At 68.8% G+C, this 22,186-nt stretch carries 14 protein-coding genes and 7 pseudogenes; 10 read left to right on the top strand and 11 right to left on the bottom strand.

The window, feature by feature from the left end; translation table 11 throughout:
• The 4 genes and pseudogenes from FUT87_RS30580 to FUT87_RS30570 form a co-directional block, all read right to left on the bottom strand.
• Window positions 1-398: hypothetical protein (locus FUT87_RS30580; protein WP_404935389.1), on the bottom strand; the 398-nt coding region annotated here is incomplete at its 3' end.
• A 495-nt stretch (window positions 399-893) separates the two neighbouring features.
• Window positions 894-1,424, bottom strand: a pseudogene (locus FUT87_RS30575) (ABC transporter ATP-binding protein); the annotation flags it as partial.
• 53 nt (window positions 1,425-1,477) lie between these two features.
• Window positions 1,478-2,119, bottom strand: a pseudogene (locus FUT87_RS10810) (ABC transporter permease); the annotation flags it as partial.
• Window positions 2,002-2,367, bottom strand: coding sequence for a hypothetical protein (locus FUT87_RS30570; RefSeq protein ID WP_255511764.1), 366 nt, complete (start codon window positions 2,365-2,367; stop codon window positions 2,002-2,004). The gene FUT87_RS30570 and the pseudogene FUT87_RS10810, both read right to left, overlap by 118 nt.
• A gap of 103 nt (window positions 2,368-2,470) precedes the next feature.
• Here FUT87_RS30570 and FUT87_RS10805 point away from each other — a divergent pair, with 103 nt between their 5' ends.
• Window positions 2,471-3,322 (top strand): UDP-2,3-diacylglucosamine diphosphatase, encoded by an 852-nt coding sequence (locus tag FUT87_RS10805; RefSeq protein WP_175538434.1) that lies wholly within the window; start codon window positions 2,471-2,473, stop codon window positions 3,320-3,322.
• A gap of 154 nt (window positions 3,323-3,476) precedes the next feature.
• Window positions 3,477-5,537, top strand: coding sequence for a polyphosphate kinase 1 (ppk1, locus tag FUT87_RS10800; protein ID WP_147241008.1), 2,061 nt, complete (start codon window positions 3,477-3,479; stop codon window positions 5,535-5,537).
• Between the two features lie 226 nt (window positions 5,538-5,763).
• On the opposite strand, the pseudogene FUT87_RS10795 reads toward ppk1, so the two are convergent.
• Window positions 5,764-7,277, bottom strand: a pseudogene (locus FUT87_RS10795) (exopolyphosphatase).
• Window positions 7,278-7,445: 168 nt separating this feature from the next.
• Here FUT87_RS10795 and FUT87_RS10790 point away from each other — a divergent pair.
• Entirely contained in the window at window positions 7,446-8,372 is a 927-nt protein-coding gene (locus tag FUT87_RS10790) for a dienelactone hydrolase family protein (protein ID WP_147241007.1), read from the top strand.
• 89 nt (window positions 8,373-8,461) lie between these two features.
• Window positions 8,462-9,238 (top strand): ZIP family metal transporter, encoded by a 777-nt coding sequence (locus FUT87_RS10785; RefSeq protein ID WP_091725455.1) that lies wholly within the window; start codon window positions 8,462-8,464, stop codon window positions 9,236-9,238.
• A gap of 57 nt (window positions 9,239-9,295) precedes the next feature.
• On the opposite strand, the gene FUT87_RS10780 is transcribed toward FUT87_RS10785, so the two are convergent.
• The 4 genes and pseudogenes from FUT87_RS10780 to FUT87_RS10765 all read right to left on the bottom strand — a co-directional run bounded on the left by FUT87_RS10780 (window position 9,296) and on the right by FUT87_RS10765 (window position 12,942).
• On the bottom strand, window positions 9,296-9,754 hold the full coding sequence (locus FUT87_RS10780) for a universal stress protein (RefSeq protein WP_091725452.1): 459 nt from the start codon (window positions 9,752-9,754) through the stop codon (window positions 9,296-9,298).
• Window positions 9,755-9,885: 131 nt separating this feature from the next.
• A complete protein-coding gene (locus FUT87_RS10775; protein WP_147241006.1) occupies window positions 9,886-10,794 on the bottom strand; it encodes a sulfurtransferase in 909 nt (302 codons plus the stop codon).
• Window positions 10,795-10,800: 6 nt separating this feature from the next.
• Window positions 10,801-11,697 (bottom strand): DMT family transporter, encoded by an 897-nt coding sequence (locus FUT87_RS10770; protein ID WP_186830472.1) that lies wholly within the window; start codon window positions 11,695-11,697, stop codon window positions 10,801-10,803.
• Window positions 11,698-11,824: 127 nt separating this feature from the next.
• Window positions 11,825-12,942: pseudogene (locus FUT87_RS10765) on the bottom strand (aromatic ring-hydroxylating dioxygenase subunit alpha).
• A 390-nt stretch (window positions 12,943-13,332) separates the two neighbouring features.
• Here FUT87_RS10765 and xseB point away from each other — a divergent pair.
• The 3 genes and pseudogenes from xseB (at window position 13,333) to dxs (ending at window position 16,462) form a co-directional block, all read left to right on the top strand.
• Window positions 13,333-13,593 (top strand): exodeoxyribonuclease VII small subunit, encoded by a 261-nt coding sequence (gene xseB, locus FUT87_RS10760; protein WP_091725443.1) that lies wholly within the window; start codon window positions 13,333-13,335, stop codon window positions 13,591-13,593.
• On the top strand, window positions 13,594-14,481 hold the full coding sequence (locus tag FUT87_RS10755) for a polyprenyl synthetase family protein (protein ID WP_091725440.1): 888 nt from the start codon (window positions 13,594-13,596) through the stop codon (window positions 14,479-14,481). It abuts the gene before it with no gap.
• Between the two features lie 23 nt (window positions 14,482-14,504).
• Window positions 14,505-16,462 (top strand): annotated as a pseudogene (gene dxs / locus FUT87_RS10750) (1-deoxy-D-xylulose-5-phosphate synthase).
• Window positions 16,463-16,544: 82 nt separating this feature from the next.
• On the opposite strand, the gene FUT87_RS10745 reads toward dxs, so the two are convergent.
• The gene (locus FUT87_RS10745; protein ID WP_147241005.1) at window positions 16,545-17,483 is read right to left on the bottom strand and encodes a LysR family transcriptional regulator; all 939 of its coding nucleotides are present in this window, start codon (window positions 17,481-17,483) and stop codon (window positions 16,545-16,547) included.
• A gap of 122 nt (window positions 17,484-17,605) precedes the next feature.
• Between FUT87_RS10745 and lysA the strand changes: the two genes are divergently transcribed.
• The 3 genes and pseudogenes from lysA to ahpF all read left to right on the top strand — a co-directional run bounded on the left by lysA (window position 17,606) and on the right by ahpF (window position 21,393).
• Complete coding sequence (lysA, locus tag FUT87_RS10740) at window positions 17,606-18,868, top strand: diaminopimelate decarboxylase (protein ID WP_147241004.1); 1,263 nt, start codon at window positions 17,606-17,608, stop codon at window positions 18,866-18,868.
• Window positions 18,869-19,070: 202 nt separating this feature from the next.
• Window positions 19,071-19,634 carry an alkyl hydroperoxide reductase subunit C gene (ahpC, locus tag FUT87_RS10735; protein WP_091725431.1) on the top strand — a complete coding sequence of 188 codons (564 nt, stop codon included), beginning with the start codon at window positions 19,071-19,073 and terminating at the stop codon, window positions 19,632-19,634.
• Between the two features lie 206 nt (window positions 19,635-19,840).
• Window positions 19,841-21,393 (top strand): annotated as a pseudogene (gene ahpF, locus FUT87_RS10730) (alkyl hydroperoxide reductase subunit F).
• A gap of 80 nt (window positions 21,394-21,473) precedes the next feature.
• On the opposite strand, the pseudogene rarD reads toward ahpF, so the two are convergent.
• Window positions 21,474-22,186 (bottom strand): annotated as a pseudogene (rarD, locus tag FUT87_RS10725) (EamA family transporter RarD); the annotation flags it as partial.

The following is a 22,186-nucleotide window of genomic DNA, read 5'->3' as shown; positions in this document are numbered from 1 at the left end:
TTCGCGGCCACCGTCGCATTGCCAGCGGTGAGGCTCATCGCGCCGCCGAACGCGTTGGCGCCATTGGCCAGCGTGATGGCCGAGCTGCCGCTGTTCAGCGTGCTCGCGCCGGAGACCGAGACCGCGCCGCTCTGCGAGATCCCGGGCGCCGTGACCGTCAGTGCGCCGCTGATGCTGGACGCCCCGAAGGTCAGCGCCGCGCTGTTGCGCAAGGTCGTGTCCGCCGCCGTCACCGCGACCGCGCCCGAGAAGGCATTGCCGGCGTTGACCAGGCTCACCGTGTTGCCCGCGCCGGCCGCGGTCATCGAGGTCGCGCCACCGATGTGGAAGTAGCCGCCGAAGGTGGTGTCGTCGGCCACCATGCCGGCGGCCGTGGTGATGCTCAGCGCGCCGGGCACGATCAGCCCGCCCTTGTTCCACAGCGCGCGCCGCGTGGCGACCTGGCTCTCGGCGCTGATCTGCAAGGGCGCCAGCGTCAGCACCGACAGCGTCGCCGGGCCGCCGATGTAGAAGCCGGTGTAGCCGCTGACCGTGTCCAGCGCCTGCGCGGAGATCTGGATCGGGATCGCCGCCGGCGCGCTGAGCCGGACGGCGGCGGTGCCGGATCCCCAGACGCCGTCGCCCCCCGCGTTGCTGCCCGCGATGTGCAGCGCGCCGGTCGACGCGGTGATGTCGACCTTGCCGTCGAGCTTCACCGCCGCGTTCCCATTGCTGGTGCTGGCGGCGCCGCCGACCGTCGTGTTCGTGCCGTTGATCGTCACCGACCCGCCCGTCAGCGTGACCGCGTTCGAACTGCTGCCGATCAGCGCCACCGTGGATTGCTGGTTCCGGTAGGTGCTCGCCGACGGATTGGAGGCGGTGCCGGTGATCGTCAGCGCCCCGGCGGTCGACAGCGCGTCCAGCGCGCCGAAGGGCTCGTCCATCAGCAGCACGCGCGGATGGTTGATCAGCACGCGCGCGATCTCCACCCGCTGCTGCATGCCGCCGGACAGTTCGCGCGGATAACGATGCTCGAAGCCCGCCAGGCCGACCATCCCGATCAGCTGCCGGGCCTCGCGTTCGCGCGTGGCGCGGTCCACGCCTTTCATCTTCAGCCCGTAGGCGACGTTGTCGAGCACCGTCTTCCAGGGAAACAGCGTGTGCTGCTGGAACACCAGGCCGCGCTCCGGGTCCGGACCCCCGATGAGCGCGCCGTCGAGCCGCAGCTCACCGCGCGCGGGCCGCAAATGCCCGGCCAGCGCGCCCAGCAGCGTCGACTTGCCGCAGCCCGAGGGGCCCAGCAGGCAGATGAACTCGCCGGGCGCGGCGTCGATCGTCACCTCGCGCAGGACCTCGACACGCGCGTTCCCCTGACCGACCTCGATGCTGACCTGCTCGATCAGGAGCCGACCGCCGCGCGGCGGCGCGGGCGGCGCGGGCGGCACGGCTTGCACGGGTGGCACCGATTGCACCGTCTGCGCTGCTTGCACGGACGCTGTCATTGCGCCTCCCGCTGCGGGCGATACCACGGCATCAGCCGCCGCCCGGCCCACTGGATCAGCGCGCTGCTGCCCATGCCCAGGGCGCCGATCAGCAGCATGCCGACGACGATGTTGGGGTAGTTCTGCACGGTGTAGGACTCCCAGGTGAAGTAGCCGATGCCGTATTGGCCGGCGATCATTTCCGCGGTCACGAGGCAGAACCAGCAGGTGCCCATGCCGATGGACAGCCCGGTGACGATGCTGGGCGCGGCCGCCGGCACGATCACCTCGGCGAAGAGCCGCCAGCGGCGCGTGCCCAGGCTGCGCGCCGAGGCCACCAGCCGCGGGTCGACCGCCTCCACGCCATGGACCGTGTTGAGCAGGATGGGGAACACGGCGCCGGTGAAGGTGATGAACACCATGCTGCCTTCCGAGGACGGGAACATCAGGATGGCCAGCGGGATCCAGGCCACCGCCGGAATGGGCCGCAGCACCTCCAGCGGCGGCAGGAGCAGCTCGCGCGCCAGGCGCAGGCGCCCGATCAGCAGGCCCAGGCCGACGCCGGCCAGCACCGCCGCGCCGAAGCCCAGCCCGATGCGCAGCAGGCTGCTGCCCAGGTGCGCGCCCAGCTTGGGCGAGCGCAGCAGCGCCCAGGCGGCGTCGCCGGGCTCGTGACCGGCCGCGCGCAGGCGCCAGGCGGCCAGCGGTGGGTGGTCGTCGTGATGCCGCGGGCTTGCGCCAGGAAACGTTCGTGGGGAGGGATCGGGGTGGTCTCGTCGGCGTCGCCGACCTCGCCGGCCGGCGCCAGCAGCCCGAGCAGGTGGCTCAGGTTCGGCAGCTCCAGCTCGCGCAGGGCCCCCTCGAAATGAGGATCCAGCGCACTGGCGAAGGGGATCATCAGGTGCATGGCGGCGGATTATCGGCGTTCCCCCGGAAGGCCCCCCATCGGGCGGTCATCAAGCTTTCATCCGGCCCCGGCAACCTGTGGGGCCATGCTGACCGACACGCTCATGGCCGCCGCTGTCTCGCAAGAACCGCCTGGGGCCGAGGCGGAAGAGGGCGGCTCGATCCGGGTGCGCACGGTGTGGATCTCCGACCTGCACCTGGGCACGCCCGGCTGCCAGGCGCGGGCCCTGCTGGACTTCCTGCGTGAGGTCGAGTGCGAGCAGCTCTTCCTGGTTGGCGACATCGTCGATGGCTGGCAGCTGCGCCGCAGCTGGTACTGGCCGCAGGCCCACAACGACGTGGTGCAGAAGCTGCTGCGCAAGGCCCGCAAGGGCACTCGGGTGATCTACGTGCCGGGCAACCATGACGAATTCGCGCGCAAGTACCTGCAGCACAGCTTCGGCGGCATCGAGGTGGCGCACGAGTGGATCCACGAGACCGCCGACGGCCGCAAGTTCTGGATCACCCACGGCGATCTCTTCGACGGCGTCATCCAGCATGCCAAGTGGCTGGCCTACGTCGGCGACAGCCTCTATGAATTCACGCTCAAGCTGAACCGTCACCTCAACTCGATGCGCGCGCGCCTGGGGCTGCCGTACTGGAGCCTGAGCAAGTACCTGAAGCTCAAGGTCAAGCGCGCCGTCTCCTTCATCAGCGAGTTCGAGGAAGCGCTGGCGCGCGAGGCCCGCAAGCGCGGCGTCAACGGCGTGATCTGCGGCCATATCCACCACGCCGAGCTGCGCGACATCGACGGCATCACCTACGCCAACGACGGCGACTGGGTCGAGAGCCTCACGGCGCTGGTCGAGCATGCGGACGGGCACCTGGAAATCCTGGACTGGGCGGAGCGGCAGCGCTCCGGCGCCGAGCAGGACGCGGCGCAGGCGCTCGCCGCCGCCATGCGCCAACCCGCCTGAGGGGGCCCCTCTTCGGGCGACCCGGCCCCCCGCATCACCAACTCCGGGCCGCGCCAGACGACTCGCGGCGTCGGTCATCGGGGCTGCGCCTCGTCTGCGGACTGGCTCCAAAGAGGGTCACTGGCTTGTCATACCAGCTTCATAGAATGAGTTCATGACTTTGCCCGATGTCCCGCTGCTCAACCGCGAAAACGCGATCCTCGAGTTCAACCGGCGTGTCCTGGCGCAGGCCCAGCGCGTCGACGTGCCGCTGCTGGAGCGGCTGCGCTACATCTGCATCGTGTCCAGCAACCTCGACGAGTTCTTCGAGGTGCGCTTCGCCGACATGCTCGATGCGCAGCGGGACGGCAGCGGCCTGGTGACGCCGCGCGACGTGGAGCGCGTGGGACGCGCGGCCCATGACCTGATCGACCAGCAGTACGCGATCTTCAACGACCAGGTCATGCCCGCGCTGCGCGAGCACAACATCCAGATCCTCAACCACGCCGACCGCACCGACGAGATCCGCGCGTGGGTCAGCAGGTTCTTCGAGCGGGAAGTGCGGCCGCTGCTGGTGCCGGTGGGCCTGGACCCGGCGCATCCGTTCCCGCAGGTGGCCAACAAGTCGCTGCACTTCATCGCGCGGCTGTCGGGCAAGGACGCGCTCGGACGCGACAACCGCATCGCCATCGTCAAGGTCCCGCGCGTGCTGCCGCGCGTGATCAAGGTGCCGGCGGCCATCAGCGGCGGCAAGCAGAGCTTCGTCCTGCTCACCAGCGTCATCCGCGCCCACCTCGAGGAGCTGTTCCCCGGCCGGCATGTCGAGGCCTTCTCGCAGTTCCGCGTCACGCGGGATTCGGATCTGGAGGTCGACGAGGAAGAGATCGCCAACCTGCGGCATGCGCTGCGCTCGGGCCTCACGACGCGTCATTTCGGGCGCGCGGTGCGGCTCGAGGTGGTCAACACCTGCCCCGAGGAGCTCTCGCGTTTCCTGCTCGAGCAATTCGACCTGCCGGAGGCGGCGCTGTACCGGGTCAACGGGCCGGTCAACCTGGTGCGCCTGAACGAGCTGATCGACCAGACGGATGCCGACGACCTGCGTTTCCGCCCCTATGAACCGAGTTGGCCGACGGGGCGGCTGCCGCGGGGCAAGTCGATCCTGGACAAGTTGCGGACCAAGGGCGACGTGATGCTGCATCACCCGTTCGAGAGCTTCGAGCCGGTGGTGCAGCTGCTGCGCGAGGCGGTCGAGGATCCGGACGTCCTGGCCATCAAGCAGACGATCTACCGCACCGGCAGCCAGTCGGTGCTGGCGGACCTGCTGATCGAGGCGGCGCGTCGCGGCAAGGAGGTCCTCGCGGTCGTCGAGCTGAAGGCGCGCTTCGACGAGGAGGCCAACATCAACTGGGCCGAGCGGCTGGAGGCGGTCGGTGCGCAGGTGGTGTACGGCATCGTCGGCCTGAAGACGCATGCCAAGCTGATGCTGATCACCCGCCGGGAGGGCGGCAAGCTGCGGCGCTACGGCCACCTGTCGACCGGTAACTACAACCCGAAGACGGCGCGTTTCTACACGGACCTCGGCTACCTGACGGCCGATGCCGAGATGACGGCGGACATGGATCTGGTGTTCCGCCAGTTGGCGTCGCTGTCGAAGTTCAAGGCGCCGAAGAAGCTGCTGCTCGCGCCGTTCAACCTGCACCGGACGATGGTCGAGCTGCTGTCGCAGGTGGAGGAGGCCGCGCGGCGCGGCGAGCCCGCGCGGGTAGTTCTGAAGATCAATGCGCTGACGGATGCGGAGCTCATCAACGGGATCGTGCGGGCGGGCCGTGCGGGTGCGAAGGTGGACCTGATCGTGCGCGGCGCATGCATGTTGCCGCCCGGCCTGCCGAGCGAGACGGACAACATCCTGGTGCGCTCGGTGGTGGGCCGCTTCCTCGAGCACTCGCGGATCTTCTATTTCCGCTGGGGCAAGGAGGAGCAGGAGGCCTTGTACCTGTCGAGCGCGGACTGGATGGCGCGCAACATGTTGCGTCGCATCGAGGTGGCCTGGCCGATCACTGATCCGAAGCTGCGCCAGCGCGTCATCGACGAGGGCCTGACCCCGTACCTGCACGACAGTCTGGACGCGTGGCAACTGGGCCCTGACGGCACCTCGCAGCGCATTGGCACCGAGGATTCGCCGCAGCATGTCAGTGCGCAACAGGCCCTGATGCGCCTGTACCACGAGGATCCCTGACCAAGTCCCGCGAGGTTCACGCCAACCCCCACGCCGTCCACCTCTGTTTCTGGACGGGCATGGCCTGGGCCGGCGACTCGTGTCGGGCTGGATGACTGACTTGGACGCCGTCTGTCTGAGCGTCGCGAACCGAAGGTGAGCAGAGCGAGTTGGCGTCCGCCCGACGCGAGTCGCCGGCCCAGGCCATGCCTGTCGCGCTCACCCGCCTGCAGTCAGCGCATTGGCCTCAAGCCTCCAACGCCAACTGCACGCGCCCGACCTTGCCCCACGCGTCCAATTCTTCGCGCAGCAGGTAATGCGCCCGCGGATGTGCTTCGGCCCAGCCCTTGCGCATTTCGATGATGACGTTCATCCCTTCGCGCCGCAGCTTGATGGCTGTCGCGTCGACCTCGCTGCGCGCGTGGCATTTGATGGCGGCGAGTCGCAACGCCAGCAGCTGCCAGATCATGGGTTCTTCCTGGAGCTGTTCTTCGAGCTTGCGGAGTCCTCCCCGCTGACCGAGCGCGAGGTCTCCGAGGCGCCGGAGCTGATTTTGGGAGAAGCCTGGCGCGTCGACGTGGGAGAGCAGGTAGGCGCTGTGGCGATGGTGGTCATGGTGGGAGACCATCATGCCGATCTCATGCAGCGCGGCGGCCCAGCCGAGTTCGCGGCGATGTTCTTCCTCGGCTTTCGGCGCGAGCTGCGCATGAAGCCGCTGGGCGATCTGCTGGACGCGGCTGGCCTGAGCGCGGTCGACGGCGAAGCGGCGCTGGAGTTCGGCGACGGACTGTTCGCGCATGTCGCGCCCGGTGGCGAGCAAGCGGGGATCGAGGCGCTCGGCGAGGTCGAAGATGACGCCTTGGCGCAGCGCGCCCTTGGCGGGGTGGAGGCGCTCGATGTCGAAGTGGGTGAGCAGCGTGTAGAGGATGCAGAGTCCGCCGCCGACGACGGCGCGCCGGTCGTCCTTGAGGCCGGGCAGCTTGAGCGCGTCGATGCGTCCGGCGAGCAGGCACTGCTCGATGCACCAGCGCAGGCCGTCGAGGGTGATGGAGCCGTCGGGGCTGACGTTGTTGGCCGCAAGGATCTGGGCCACCGCGCCGACGGTGCCCGACGAGCCCAGGGCCTGCTTCCAGCGCGGCTGCGCGGCCTGGCGGGAGAACTGGGTGATGGCTTCCTCGAGCTCGGCGCCGGCGGCGACCTGCGCGGCGCGGAAGGCCTCGGCGGTGAAGCGTCCGTCGGGGAAGAAGCGCATCGAGAGGCTGACGCTGCCGATCTGGAAGGACTCGGCGGCCAGCGGCTGCGGCCCGCGGCCCAGGATCATCTCGGTGGATCGGCCGCCGATGTCGATGACCAGGCGCGGGTCTTCCGCGGTCTGCAGCCGCGCCACGCCCGCGTAGATCAGGCGCGCTTCCTCGCGGCCCGAGATGACTTCGATCGGATGGCCCAGCACCTCCTGCGCCCGCGCCAGGAAGGCGTTGCGGTTGCGCGCCTCACGCAGCGTCTGCGTCGCCACCGCGCGCACCTGGCGGCCGGCAGGTCGGCGAGCCGTTCGGCGAAGCGCCGCAGGCAGTCCAGGCCGCGCTGGGCTGCCTCTTCGGTCAGCATGCTCATCGCATCCAGGCCCGCGCCCAGCCGCACCGTTTCCTTCAGGTAGTCCAGCCGGCGGTAGTGCCCGTGCTGCAGCTGGGCCAGCTCGAGCCGGAAGCTGTTGGAGCCCATGTCGATGGCGGCCAGGATCGGAGGAACTTGCGCTTGCGTCATGGGGCGCGATTGTCGCGGTCTTTGGCCCGCCCGCCGGGAACGAAGTGCTTTCATCGTGCTGTCGCGACGCCGTGGTCCGGTGCCCGGCGGCCGACCGGGATAGCATCCGGCGTTCCGTCCGGAACCTTCGGATCCATTCCACCCCGCATTCCCCACGAGGAGCTGCAGATGACGAATTCCGATTCCCGCGCCGATGCCGCCGGCCTGTCTCCTGAACTCGCCGACGCGATCCGCGACGACATCGACACGCTGGCGCCGGGCCGGGGTTTCAGCCGCCGTGCCTTCGTCGGCACCGCGGTGGGCAGCGGCTTCGCCGCGGCGGTGCTGCCGGTGACGGCGCAGACGATCAGCACCGACGCGCAGGGCCTGGATGCCGGTCCGGTCAGCATCCCGGTCGGCGACTTCAAGATGCCGGCCTATGTCGCGCAGCCAGCGGGCAAGAAGCAGGCGCCGGTGGTGCTGGTGGTCAGCGAGATCTTCGGCGTGCATGAGCACATCGCCGATGTCGCGCGCCGCTTCGCCAAGCTGGGCTACCTGGCGGTCGCGCCCGACCTGTTCGCGCGTCAAGGTGACGCGAAGGTTTATTCGGACATCGCCAAGCTGCAGACCGAGATCATCCAGCGCACGCCTGACGCGCAGGTCCTGAACGACCTGGACGCGGCGGTGGCCTGGGCGAACGGGATGGGAGGCAACACCTCCAAGCTGGGGATCACCGGCTTTTGCTGGGGCGGTCGGATCGTCTGGCTGTATGCCGCCCACAGCCGCGAGCTGAAGGCCGGCGTGGCGTGGTACGGCCGCCTGCAGGGCCAGACCAATGCGATGACGCCCAAGCACCCGATCGACGTCGCGGCCCAGCTGAACGCCCCGGTGCTGGGCTTGTACGGTGCGCAGGACAACGGCATCCCGGTCTCGACCGTCGCCGCGATGCAGGAGGCGCTCAAACAAGGCAGCGCGGCGGCCAAGGCCAGCGAGTTTGTCGTCTACCCTGACGCCGGCCACGCCTTCCATGCCGATTACCGCCCCAGCTACCGGCCCGATCCCGCCAAGGACGGATGGGCGCGCTGCCAGGCCTGGTTCAAGCAGCACGGGGTGTGAACGTCCCCGGCGCAAGGGGGGCTTGACGACTCTGAGACAATTTTCGGAACCCCATCCGGCGCACCCCACGTGGTGCGCCTTTTTTATCCATGACCCTGACCTACATCCTGCTGGTGACCTTCGCTGGCGGTCTGGCCTCCGTGACGATCGCGGCGATGCTGACGGTCGGCCTGCTGAGCCGCATCGTGAAGCACCTGGTGAGCCTGTCCACCGGCGTGCTCCTGTCGACCGCGCTGCTGCATGTGCTGCCGGAGGCCTTCGAGAGCGGTGCCGATCCGCACAACCTCTTCCTGGCGTTGCTGGGCGGGCTGATGTTCTTCTTCCTGCTGGAGAAGGCCGAGCTCTACCGCCACACCCACCACCACGAGGGGGACGGGCACCACCACCATCACCATTTCGACCGGGAACAGGCCGGGCGGGGTGGGTTGTCGGTGCTGGTGGGGGATTCGATCCACAACTTCTGCGACGGGATCATCATCGCGGCCGCGTTCCTCGCGGATCACCATCTGGGCTGGGTCACCGCGATGGCGATCGTGGCGCATGAGATCCCGCAGGAGGTCGGCGACTACATCGTGCTGCTGAACGCGGGGTTCTCGCGCAAGAAGGCGCTGTTCTTCAATGCGGTGTCCGGCATGGCGGCGGTGGTCGGCGGGCTGGTCGGCTACTACATCGTCGGGCCGTGGCAGCAGCTGTTCCCCTACCTGCTGGTGGCGGCGTCCAGCAGCTTCGTTTATGTCTCGGTCGCCGATCTGATCCCGCAGCTTCAGCGCCGGCTGCCCTGGAAGGACACCGCGCTGCAGCTGCTGTGGCTGGGCGTGGGCATCGTCTTCGTGCTGATCGTCGTGGGCGGGAAGCACTCCCACTGAAGCCAGCCTGCAGCGCCCGGGAGGGCGCTGCGGTCATGTGGCGTGCCGGGGAGTGCCTTATTGGGACGGCGACGCTCCCTCGCCGTGCACCACCAGTACCGGGAAGGCGCAGTGGGTCAGCACCTTCTGCGTTTCGCTGCCGAGCAGCAGCGCCTGCAGCCCGCGCCGCCCGTGCGTGGCCATCACCAGCAGGTCGGCATCGACGCGCTTGGCGTGCTCGATGATGGCTTCCCAGGGATGCAGCGCCTCCACGCTGTGGGCTTCGATCTCCAGGCCCTGGCCGCGCGCCAGCGCCAGCACCTGTCCGAGGCGTTCCTGCGCGATGCGCTCCTGGGCGTCGAAGAACTCCTGCGGCGGCGTCGGTTGCATCTCCGACACGGCGCTGTAGGGGAAGGGTTCCTTGACGCTGATGGCGAACAGCTTGGCGCCGTGGAACTTCGCGAGCTTGACGGCGGTATCGATCGCCTTGGCGGTGATGTCGGAGCCGTCGGTGGGGATCAGGATGCGCTGGAACATGGCGAGCCTCCTTCAAACGAGCGGGTGGGCTGGGTGGGCCGGCCCCCACCGAGGTGGGGTCAGGGCTTGCCGTCGCAGTCTGAGCTTCCCATGGTGCTCGCACCATGCGCGTTGTCAATAAGGGCCGTCCGTCAGCCTTTCGCCAGCGGGAAACGCGGGTTGGCGCTCCACTCGCTCCAGGAACCGGGATAGAGCCGGCTGCCGGACAGCCCGGCATGGTGCATCGCCAGCAGGTTGTGGCAGGCCGTCACGCCCGACCCGCACTGGTGCACGGTCGCATCCGCCCCTTGGGGGCCGAGCAGCGCCGCGAACTCCTCGCGCAGCAGCGCCGGCGCCTTGAACCGGCCGTCGGCGCTCAGGTTGGACTTGAAGAAGCGGTTCGTCGCGCCCGGGATGTGGCCGGCCTGGGCATCGAGCGGCTCGACTTCGCCGCGAAAGCGCTCACCGGCACGGGCATCGATCAGCCGGACCTTGCCGAGCTGGCCGAGCAGCTCCTGCGCGCTGAGCGGTTCCTCGAGCGGAGCGCCCGGCGTGAAGGCGCCGGCCGTGGCGGTGGGCAGGTCGGTGCTCACCGCGCCCCCCGCCTGTTGCCAGGCCGCGAAGCCCCCGTCCAGCACCGCGACGTCCGCATGGCCCAGCCAGCGCAGCATCCACCAGACCCGCGCGCCGTACATGCCGTCGGCCGCGTCGTAGGCCACCAGGGTTCGGCCCGAACGCAGGCCCAGTTCCCCCAGCAGGGCGGCGAAGGCGGCCCGGTCCGGCAGCGGATGGCGGCCGCGGAAAACGCCGAAGGCGTCCTGCTTCGGGCCGCTGAGGTCGCGGTCCAGGTGGAGGTAGAAGGCGCCAGGAATGTGGCCGGCGGCGTAGGCGCGCTCGCCGGCCGAGGTGTCGGTCAGGTCGAAGCGGACATCGACGACCAGCGGCGGTGCGTCGGACGCCAGCAGCGCCTGCAACTGCCCGACGGAGATCAGGCCATCAAGGCGGGGGGGAGTGGGGGCGGAGACTGCGGAGCTGGTCGGGGTCGTCGCGGAGGTCGTCATGGCGCTTCAGGATTCCTGGACCGAGTGCTGGGCGTCCTTGGGGGTGTTCCGGGCGCGCAGCAGCGTCGCCCCCAGGCCCGCGCCCACGATCAGCAGGATGCCGATCCAGGAGGCCAGGCCCAGCCGGTCGCCGAAAAGGAGCACACCATACAACGCCGAGAACACGATGCCCAGGTATTGGAGCGACGCGTTCACCAGCGGCTTGCCGGTGCGGTAGGCGCGCGTCATCAGCAGCTGGGCCGCCGTGGCCAGCACGCCGACGGCCAGCAGCAGCGCCGCGCCGGTCCAGGTGTGGCCGTGCCAGCCGCCGTGCGAGGCGATGGTCGTCAGCGCGCCGGCGACCACGCCGCCCATCGAGAAGTAGAAGACGATGCGGTACTCGGGCTCCCCGGCGCGGCCCAGCGACGTCACCTGCAGGTAGGCCATCGCCGACAGCATGCCGGACGCCAGGCCCGCCAGGCCGTGCCAGACCTGCTGGTCTTCCATCGCCGGCTGCAGCACCAGGCCGACGCCGAGGAAGCCCAGCAGCACCGTGATGATCAGCCGGGGATCGACCTTGGCCGCGCCCATCAGCACCGCCCCGCCGATCAGGAACAGCGCCATCCACACCGACGACATGTAGTTGAGCGTCATCGCGGTGGCCAGCGGCAGCTTGCTGATTGCGAAGAACCACAGCGACAGCGCGATCACCCCCGACAGGCTGCGCCAGAAGTGCATCGCCGGCACGGTGGTCTTCAGCGACAGCCCCTTCACCCGCGTCATCGCGAACAGGAACAGCGTGCCGACCAGGCCGCGGTACATGACGATCTCGCCGGCGCCGTAGTAGGCCGAGGCCAGCTTGACGCAGACGCCCATGGTGGCGAACAGCAAGGTCGCCAACACCATCAGAAGGGGTGCAGACATGCGGGGGATTCTCGCGCCGAAGGCCGGCCCGCCCTGTTGTGGGGACCCGCAAAAGCGAACGCCCCGCAAGAGCGGGGCGTTGTGCGCACCGGAGGGCGATGCGGCTGGGGACGGGGCGGGGACCGGATCAGCGCTTCATCAGCGCCCGGTACCACTCGTGGAAGTGCTTCATGCCGTCCTCCATCGGCGTCTGGTACGGGCCGACCTCGTTGTCGCCCCGCTCCATCAGCGCCTTGCGGCCGGCGTCCATGCGCAGCGCGATCTCATCGTCCTCGACGCAGGTTTCCATGTAGGCCGCCTGCTGGGCTTCGACGAAGTCACGCTCGAAGGCGACGATTTCCTCGGGGTAATAGAACTCCACGATGTTGGTGGTCTTCTGCGCGCCCTTGGGGAACAGCGTGGAGACCACCAGCACGTTGGGATACCACTCCACCATGATGTTGGGGTAGTAGGTCAGCCAGATCGCGCCCTGGTCGGGCGACTGCCGCCCGAGAAACCCAGCACCTGCTCATGCCACTTGGCGTAGACCGCGGAGCCCGGCTTTTCCAGCGCCTTGTTGACGCCGACCGTCTGCACCGAATAGTCGCGACCGAACTCCCACGCCAGGTCGTCGCAGGCGACGAACTGGCCCAGCCCCGGGTGGAACGGGCCGACGTGGTAGTCCTCCAGGTAGACCTCGATGAAGGTCTTCCAGTTGTAGTCGCACTCGTGGACATGGACCTTGTCGAGCTGGTAGCCGCTGAAGTCCAGCGCGCCGCGCGGGCCCAGCCGGGCCAGGTCGGCGGCGATGTCGCGGCCGTTGTCCTCGAACAGCAGGCCGTTCCACTCGCGGATCTTGTAGCGGTTCAGGTGCAGGCAGGGGTCCTGCTTGAAGTGGGGCGCGCCGACGAGCTCGCCCTTGAGGTCGTAGGTCCAGCGGTGCAGCGGGCAGACGATGTGGCTGCGCGTGTTGCCGCGGCCCCGCAGCATCACCGCCTGGCGGTGGCGGCAGACGTTGGAGATCAGCTCCAGGCCCTGCGGGCCGCGCACGATCGCCCGACCTTCGCCTTCCTGCGGCAGGGCGTAGTAGTCGCCGACCTCGGGCACGGCCAGCGCATGGCCGAGGTAGCGGGGACCGTGCTGGAAGATCAGTTCCTGTTCGCGGCGGAACAGGTCCTCGTCGAAGTAGGAGGTGACAGGCAGCTGGAGGTGGCTGGGGGCCGTGCTGCGTTCAAGCGGGCTGAGAGGGATGCTCAGGTCGGACATGATCCAAGAGGGTCTCCAAGACACCAATGTCAACCGTGACCGGCCGCCCCCCAGATTGGACGGGCCGGCATGTGGGACTGAGTGAAACAACGCCGGACGCTGCCGGAGCTCGGGGGCGATGGCCGCGCGGCGCCGCGAGCGAACGCGGTTGGGGCCCCGGCCGGGAAGTCGCCCCGATGACTGCCGGGCCCTTTGGGGGACAACGGAGCAGGCAAAGGAACCGGTGATTGTACCCGGACCGCCCCTTCAGGGGGAGGCAGGAGGCCGACGAAGCGGTCCGTCACCCGGAAACACCCGCTGACGCCTGTGGCGCTCGATTCACATCCCCCGACAGTCGGACCCCAGGCGGGGGAGTGCCGGTGCTTACAATCGGCCTTTTCGCGTTTTGAAATGAGCAAGCCTTCCGCCAGCGCCAAGTCGGCGCCGCCCACGTCCCAGGAGCAGGAGCCCGCCAGTTATGAATTGGCGGTCGAGGAGTTGGAACGTCTGGTGCAGGCCATGGAGGCCGGTCAACTGCCGCTGGACCAGTTACTGGCCAGTTACCAGCGGGGGGCCGCATTGCTCAACTACTGCCGCGCGCGGCTCCAGGCCGTCGAACAACAAGTACAGGTCATCGAAGGTGGCGGCGCGCAGGCTTGGGGAGAAGAGTAATTGGATGCCGGTGTCTTCGAACGTTGGGTGAAGCAGTCGCTTGAGGAAGTCGAGCAGGCGCTGGAGGCCTGGGTGCCCGCGGGCGCCCCGGCCGGCCTCGGTGAGGCCATGCGCTACGCGGTGCTGGGCGCCGGCAAGCGCCTGCGTCCGCTGCTGGTGCTGGCCGCGGCGGAAGCCGTCGGCGGGCAGCGCGAGGCGGCGTTGCGCGCGGCCTGCGCGGTGGAACTGATCCATGCCTATTCGCTGGCGCACGACGACATGCCCTGCATGGACAACGACGTGCTGCGCCGCGGCAAGCCGACGCTGCACGTGCAGTACGGCGAGGCGCAGGCCATGCTGGCCGGCGACGCGATGCAGGCGCTGGCCTTCGACGTGCTGACGCCGGACGAGGGCCTCCCGCCCGCGCTGCAGGCCAAGCTCTGCCGCCTGCTGGCGCGCGCCAGCGGCTATGACGGCATGGCCGGCGGCCAGGCGATCGACCTGGCCAGCATCGGCAAGCCGCTGGACGAGGCCGCGCTGCGCGACATGCACCGGCGCAAGACCGGCGTCCTGCTGCAGGCCAGCGTCCTGATGGGCGCGGCGAGCGGCGACCTGCCCCCCGCCGCCTGGGAGGCGCTGAGCCGCTACGGCGCCGCGATCGGCCTGGCCTTCCAGGTGGTCGACGACATCCTGGACGTCACCCAGGACAGCGACGTGCTCGGCAAGACCGCCGGCAAGGATCAGGACAACAACAAGCCGACCTACGTCAGCGTGCTGGGCCTGGAGCCCGCCCGCGCCTATGCGCTGCGCCTGCGCGACGAGGCCCATCAGGCCCTCGCCGCCAGCGGCCTGGCCGACACCGCCTGGCTCAGCCTGCTGGCTGACAAGGTGGTCGAGCGCGACAACTGAACCGGCGAGAGAGAGGCCAGGTCATGAGCGAGAACACCACCACCGCGACGGCTTCGCAGACGCTGCTCGGCGCGATCGACAGCCCCGCGGACCTGCGGCGCCTGTCGCGCAGCCAGTTGCCGCAACTGGCGGACGAGGTCCGCGCGCACATCCTGAACAGCGTGTCCAAGACCGGCGGCCACCTGTCGTCGAACCTCGGCACCGTCGAGATGACGATCGCGCTGCATTACGTCTACGACACGCCGCGCGACCGGCTGGTGTGGGACGTGGGTCACCAGACCTATCCGCACAAGATCCTCACCGGCCGCCGTGACGCGATGGCCACGCTGCGCCAGCAGGGCGGCATTTCCGGCTTCCCGCGCCGCGACGAGAGCGAGTACGACACCTTCGGCACGGCGCACTCGAGCACCTCGATCTCGGCCGCGCACGGCATGGCGATGGGCGCCAAGCTCAAGGGCGAGTCGCGCCGCGTGGTGGCGATCATCGGCGACGGCGCGATGACCGCCGGCATGGCCTTCGAGGCGCTGAACAACGCCGGCGTCGCCCATGGCGGCCTGCTGGGCGACGTGCTGGTGATCCTGAACGACAACGACATGTCGATCAGCCCGCCGGTGGGCGCGCTGAACAAGTACTTCACCCGGCTGATGAGCGGCAAGTTCTACGCCGCCGCGCGCGAGGGCGCGAAGTCGGTGCTCAAGCACACGCCGCTGTATGAATTCGCGCGCCGCTTCGAGGAGCACACCAAGGGCATGTTCGTGCCCGGCACGATCTTCGAGGAATTCGGCTTCAACTACGTCGGCCCGATCGACGGCCACGACCTGGACGCGCTGATCCCCACGCTGGAGAACCTGCGCGACAAGAAGGGTCCGCAGTTCCTGCACCTGGTCACGCGCAAGGGCCAGGGCTACAAGCTGGCCGAGGCCGACCCGGTCAAGTACCACGGCCCCACGCCCTTCAACCCGGCCGAAGGCATCAAGCCGTCCACCACGCCGGCGAAGAAGACCTTCACGCAGGTCTTCGGCGACTGGCTCTGCGACATGGCCGAGGCCGATCCGACGCTGGTCGGGATCACCCCGGCAATGCGCGAGGGCTCGGGCATGGTCGAGTTCCACAAGCGCTTCCCGACGCGCTACTACGACGTCGGCATCGCCGAGCAGCACGCGATCACCTTCGCCGGTGGCCTGGCCTGTGAGGGCCTGCGGCCGGTGGTGGCGATCTACTCGACCTTCCTGCAGCGCGGCTACGACCAACTGGTCCACGACGTGGCGCTGCAGAACCTGCCGGTGCTGTTCGCGCTCGACCGCGCGGGCCTGGTCGGCGCCGACGGCGCGACGCATGCCGGCAACTACGACATCGCCTTCACGCGCTGCATTCCGAACATGAGCGTGATCACGCCGGCGGATGAGAACGAGTGCCGCCAGGCCTTGTACACCGGTCACCTGCACGACGGCCCGGTGACGGTCCGCTACCCGCGCGTGCCGGCATCGGCGCCGAGATCAAGAAGGACATGGTCGCCTTGCCCTGGGGCAAGGGCGAGATGCGTCGTCAGTCGTCGCTGCCGCAGACCGCCGGCCGCGCCGCGCCGCGCGTGGCGATCCTGGCTTTCGGCACGCTGCTGCACCCGGCGCTGAAGGCGGCCGAGGCGCTGGACGCGAGCGTCGCCAACATGCGCTTCGTGAAGCCGCTGGACGTCCAGCTCGTCAAGGAACTGGCCCGCACGCACGATGCCCTGGTGACCGTCGAGGACGGTTGCGTCATGGGCGGCGCCGGCAGCGCGGTGCTGGAAGCGCTGCAGGCGGAAGGCCTGGCGGTGCCGGTGCTGCAGCTGGGTCTGCCCGACGAGTACGTGGAGCACGGCGAGCCCGGCAAGCTGATGGCCCAGTGCGGCCTGGACGCGGCGGGCATCGAGCAGTCGATCCGCGCGCGCTTCCTGTCGGTGCCGGCAGCCGCGCCGGTGCTGCGGTCCGTCGCCAATCAGTGATCCGCCGCTGAGGCGGCCCGGTCCTTCGAGTGGACCGGCTGACCATGTCGAACCCATCCCCCTGAACGCGCTGGCCTCGCGGTCAGCGCCGTTGTCGTTTGGCGCCGTCCGCGGCCTGCGCGGCGATGGCGGGCGCGAGGGCGCGCTTCACCGCGTCGATGAAGTCCTGCGCCAGCGCGTGGCCGGGACGGTGCAGCGCCCACAGGGCCTGGATGCGGAAGGGCACCGACACCGACAGCGGTCGGATATGCAGTCCCGGTCCGGCGCAGGCGCGCGCCGTCAACGGATTCACGAGCGCGATCCCCAGGTTCTCCTGGACCAGCGCGCACACGGCGATCGCGCTGTGCGTCTCCAGTTGCAGCCGACGCTGGACGCCGGCGGCCGCGAAGATCGCGTCGAACTGGCGGCGATAGGGATCCTCCGACGACAGGCTGACGAAGCGCTCGCCGTCGAAGTCCCGCGGCGTCAGCACCGCGCGTTCGAGCAGGCGATGGTCCGCCGGCAGCACGCAGACCTCGTCGAGTTCCGCCAGCGTCTCGCTGCGCGTGCCAGGCACGGTCGCTGAGACCTCGCTCAGGCCGATGTCGAAGCGCTGCGCCGCCATCCATTCCTCGAGCAGCGGGGATTCCTGCGGCGTCAGCGTCAAGCCGGCCTGCGGATGGCGGCCCGCCCAGTCGGCGCTCGCGGCGGGCAGCAGCGCATGCGCCAGCGCCGGGAGCGTCAGCACCTGCAGCCGTTCGTCCTCGGCCCGTCCCAGCGCCTGCGCGCGCGCGACCACCTGGTCCAGGCCCTGATAGGCGCGCTGGACCTCGTCGAACAGCGCCATCGCCCGCGCGGTGGGCCGCAGTCGGCCGGGCGCGCGGTCGAAGAGGACGTAACCCAGCAGCGACTCCATGCGCGCCAGGTCGCGGCTCACCGTGGGTTGGGAGGTGAAGAGCAGTTGCGCCGCGCCCGTGACGCTGCCGGCGGTCATGACGGCGCGGAAGACCTCGATATGACGGTGCGTGATCGGGAGGGGCATCGGCCCAGCATATCAGTCCATATCAGCAATGAATCCACCAAGGAAAACAAAGCATTTGATTGAATGATCCGAGGCGACGATGCTTGCGGCAGTCTGAATACATCCCCCAAAGGAACGCCGAGATGCCGCAAGTCCTCACCCCCGCCCGCCAACAACAGCTGCGCGCGCTCGCCGTCCGCCATGGCACGCCGCTTTGGGTGTACGACGCGGCGGTCATCCGTGAGCGCATCGCCGCGCTGAAGGGCTTCGACACCGTCCGCTTCGCCCAGAAGGCCTGCTCCAACACCCACATCCTGCGGCTGATGCGGGAGCAGGGCGTGAAGGTGGATTCGGTGTCGCGCGGCGAGGTGCTGCGCGCGCTGGCCGCCGGCTACACCGTGGGCACCGGCGCGGACGCGGTCCACTCGGACATCGTGTTCACCGCCGACCTGCTGGATCGCGAGACGCTCGCGACCGTCGTGGCGCATCGCGTCCCGGTCAATGCCGGCTCGATCGACATGCTGGAGCAGCTCGGCGAAGTCTCGCCCGGTCACCCGGTGTGGCTGCGCCTGAATCCGGGCTTCGGCCATGGTCACAGCAACAAGACGAATACTGGCGGCGAGCACAGCAAGCACGGCATCTGGCATGAGCAACTGGGCGAGGCACTGGCCGTCATCGCGCGGCGCGGGCTCACGCTGATCGGCCTGCACATGCACATCGGCTCCGGGGTGGATTACGCGCATCTGGGTCGCGTGTGCGGCGCCATGGTCGAGCTGGTGCGGGTCGTCCAGGGCGCCGGCCAGGACCTGCAGGCGATCTCCGCCGGAGGCGGGCTTTCCATCCCCTATCAGGCGGGTGGCGAGCCGATCGATACCGCCCATTACTTCAGCCTTTGGGATGCCGCCCGCAAGGAAGCCGAAAGCGTCATCGGCCATCGCCTGGCGCTCGAACTGGAACCGGGCCGCTACCTGGTCGCCGAATCGGGGGTGCTGCTCGCCGAAGTGCGCGCCGTGAAGACCCAGGGCCGCCAGCACTTCCTGCTGGTGGATGCCGGCTTCAATGAACTGATGCGCCCGGCGATGTATGGCAGCTACCACGCGATGAGCCTGCTTGCCGCCGACGGTCAGGACCGGCCGGTGCGGCCGACGGTCGTCGCCGGACCGCTGTGCGAGTCGGGTGACGTCTTCACCCAGGCCGAGGGCGGGGTGGTGCTGGCGCGGGAATTGCCGCAAGCGCAGGTCGGCGACCTGCTGGTCATCCACGACACCGGCGCGTACGGCGCGTCGATGTCCAGCAACTACAACAGCCGGCCGCTGATCGCCGAGGTGCTGGTGGACGGGGACTCCGACCGCCTGATCCGCCGCCGCCAGACGGTGGAGGAACTGCTGGCGCTCGAGGCGCTGTGAGCCGTTCGGTCGATCGGATCGGCAGACGCGGCCACTGCCGCGTGACTGCCGTATGACGCTTTTGCTATCGCACAAAGCTGTTTTGATAGTTTGGCTCAATAGGGATTGGCAATAGGCTGCATTGGGGAATTCAACCCCGTCGATAGCAGCGGCCCCCTATCATTCCGTCCATCCCATCAACCCTGACTCGAGAGACCAAGCAATGTCCCTGATCAACACCCAAGTCCAACCCTTCAAGGCCCAAGCGTTCCACAACGGCAAGTTCATCGAGGTCACGGAAGAGTCGCTCAAGGGCAAGTGGTCCGTGCTGATCTTCATGCCGGCCGCCTTCACCTTCAACTGCCCGACCGAAGTCGAAGACGCCGCCGACAACTATGGCGAGTTCCAGAAGCTGGGCGCCGAGGTCTACATCGTCACCACCGACACGCACTTCTCGCACAAGGTGTGGCACGAGACCTCGCCGGCCGTCGGCAAGGCCAAGTTCCCGCTGGTCGGCGACCCGACCCACGCGCTGACCAACGCCTTCGGCGTGCACATCCCGGAAGAAGGCCTGGCGCTGCGCGGCACCTTCGTGATCAACCCGGAAGGCGTGATCAAGACGCTGGAAGTGCATGACAACGCCATCGCCCGCGACGTCAAGGAGACCCTGCGCAAGCTCAAGGCTGCCCAGTACGTCGCCAAGAACCCGGGCCAGGTCTGCCCGGCCAAGTGGAACGAAGGCGACAAGACCATCGCCCCGTCGCTGGACCTGGTCGGCAAGATCTGAGGATCTCGCCCACAGGGGTGAAGCGTCCTTCCAAGGAAGGACCTTCCCCCGACCGGTGACCCGGATGAGGACTGTCCTCTCCCCCTCACTGCAGAAGCGTCGCTCGTGGACCCCGTCGGTCCGCGGGACGGCGTTCGGCCGCCCCTTCAACCTGCAAGGGGGGCCAGTTCTCGAAGTCGCTTGAAGCAATTTGAAAGGAAGCAACGATGTTGGACGACAACCTGAAGGCGCAGCTCAAGGCCTACCTGGAGCGGGTGACGCTGCCGTTCGAGATCGAAGCCTCCTTGAGCGACTCCGCGAGCTCCGCCGAGCTGAAGCAACTGCTTCAGGACATCGCCGCGATGTCCGACAAGATCACGCTTCGCCTGGACGGCAACGATGCGCGCAAGCCCTCGTTCAGCCTCAAGCGCACGGGCACCGAGCAGAGCCTGCGCTTCGCCGGTATCCCGCTGGGCCATGAGTTCACCTCGCTGGTGCTGGCGCTGCTGTGGACCGGCGGCCACCCGCCAAAGGTCGAGCAGTCCGTGATCGATCAGATCCAGGGCTTGGACGGCGACTACGCCTTCGAGGTCTACATGTCCCTGACCTGCCACAACTGCCCGGACGTCGTGCAGGCGCTGTCGCTGATGTCGGTGCTGAATCCGCGCATCAAGACGGTGATCGTCGACGGCGCGCTGTTCCAGGACGAGGTCAACGCCCGCGAGATCATGGCTGTCCCGACGGTCTACCTGAACGGCCAGGAATTCGGCTCGGGCCGCATGACGGTCGAGGAGATCGCCGCGAAGCTGGACACCGGCGCGGCGGCCAAGGACGCCGCCAAGCTGTCGGCCAAGGACCCGTACGACGTGCTGATCGTCGGCGGCGGCCCGGCCGTGCCGCGGCGGCGGTGTACGCCGCCCGCAAGGGCATCCGTACCGGTATCGCGGCCGAGCGCTTCGGCGGCCAGGTCAACGACACGCTGGCGATCGAAAACTACATCTCCGTGCTGTCGACCGACGGCCCGAAGTTCTCGATGGCGCTGGAGTCGCACGTCAAGGATTACGGCGTCGACGTGATGAACCTGCAGCGCGCCGACAAGCTGGTGCCGGCGACGACGCCGGGCGGCCTGGTCGAGGTGCAGCTGGCCAATGGCGGGTCGCTCAAGAGCAGGACGGTCATCATTTCCACGGGCGCCCGCTGGCGCAATGTCAACGTGCCCGGCGAGCAGGAATACAAGAACAAGGGCGTGGCCTACTGCCCGCACTGTGACGGTCCGCTGTTCAAGGGCAAGCGGGTGGCGGTGATCGGCGGCGGCAACTCCGGCGTCGAGGCGGCGATCGACCTGGCCGGCATCGTGTCCCACGTGACGCTGCTGGAATTCGGCGACGCGCTGCGCGCCGATGCGGTGCTGGTCAAGAAGCTGGAAAGCCTGCCCAACGTGGTGATCCTGACGCAGGCGCAGACGACCGAGTTCACCGGCACGGCCGGCAAGCTGGACGGACTGAACTACACCGACCGCGCCACCGGCGAGGCCCGGCGGATCGAGCTGGAAGGCGTGTTCGTGCAGATCGGCCTGGTGCCCAACACCGAGTGGCTGCGCGGCACGGTGGAGCTGTCCAAGCACGGCGAGATCATCGTCGACGCCAAGGGCCAGACCTCGGTGCCGGGCGTGTTCGCGGCGGGTGATGCGACGACGGTGCCGTACAAGCAGATCATCATCGCCGCCGGCGACGGCGCGAAGGCCGCGCTCAGCGCGTTCGACCATCTGATCCGCAACTGACGAGCGACCCGCTGTCCCTCTGCTGACGCCCCTGACGGGGCGTCAGTCGTTTGGGGGGTGAGCCAGCCAGTAACCGTGGCCTAGCGCCGACTCCGCCACAGACTCTCCGCGCTGTAGACCGCGAGCGCCGACCAGATCAGCACGAAGCCCACGAGCCGCGCGCCCGCGAGCGCTCGTGATAGAGCCACACGCCCAGCAGGAACTGGATCGTCGGCGACAGGTATTGCACCAGTCCGAGGGTCGTCAGCGTGATGCGCCGCGCGCCGGCGGCGAACAGCAGCAGCGGGATGGCGGTGAGCGGTCCGGCCAGCAGCAGCCAGGCCGCCTGGCCGGCATCGCCACTCGCAAAGGCGGTGCTGCCCTGCACCGTCCAGTAGATCAGCGCCCCGGCGGCGAAGGGCGACAGGATCAGCGTCTCCAGCGTCAGCCCCTCCAGCGCGCCCAGCTGCGCCGTCTTGCGCATCAGCCCGTAGAAACCGAAGCTCAGCGCGAGCACCAGCGCAATCCACGGCAGCCGCCCTGCGGTCACCGTCAGCCAGACCACGCCGGCCGCGGCCAGGCCGATCGCCAGCCATTGCACCGGCCGCAGCCGCTCGCGCAGGAACACGAATCCCAACATCACGTTGACCAGCGGGTTGATGAAGTAGCCCAGGCTGGCCTCGACCACATGGCCGTGCTGCACCGCCCACACGTACACCAGCCAGTTGCTCGACAGCAGCAGCGCCGACAGCGCGCAGGTCGCGAGCAGCCGCGGCGACCGCAGCACCGGTCCCAGCCAGGCCCAGCGCCGCAG

Source organism: Mitsuaria sp. TWR114, assembly GCF_007997345.1.
This window is presented reverse-complemented; position numbering and strand designations above follow the sequence as displayed.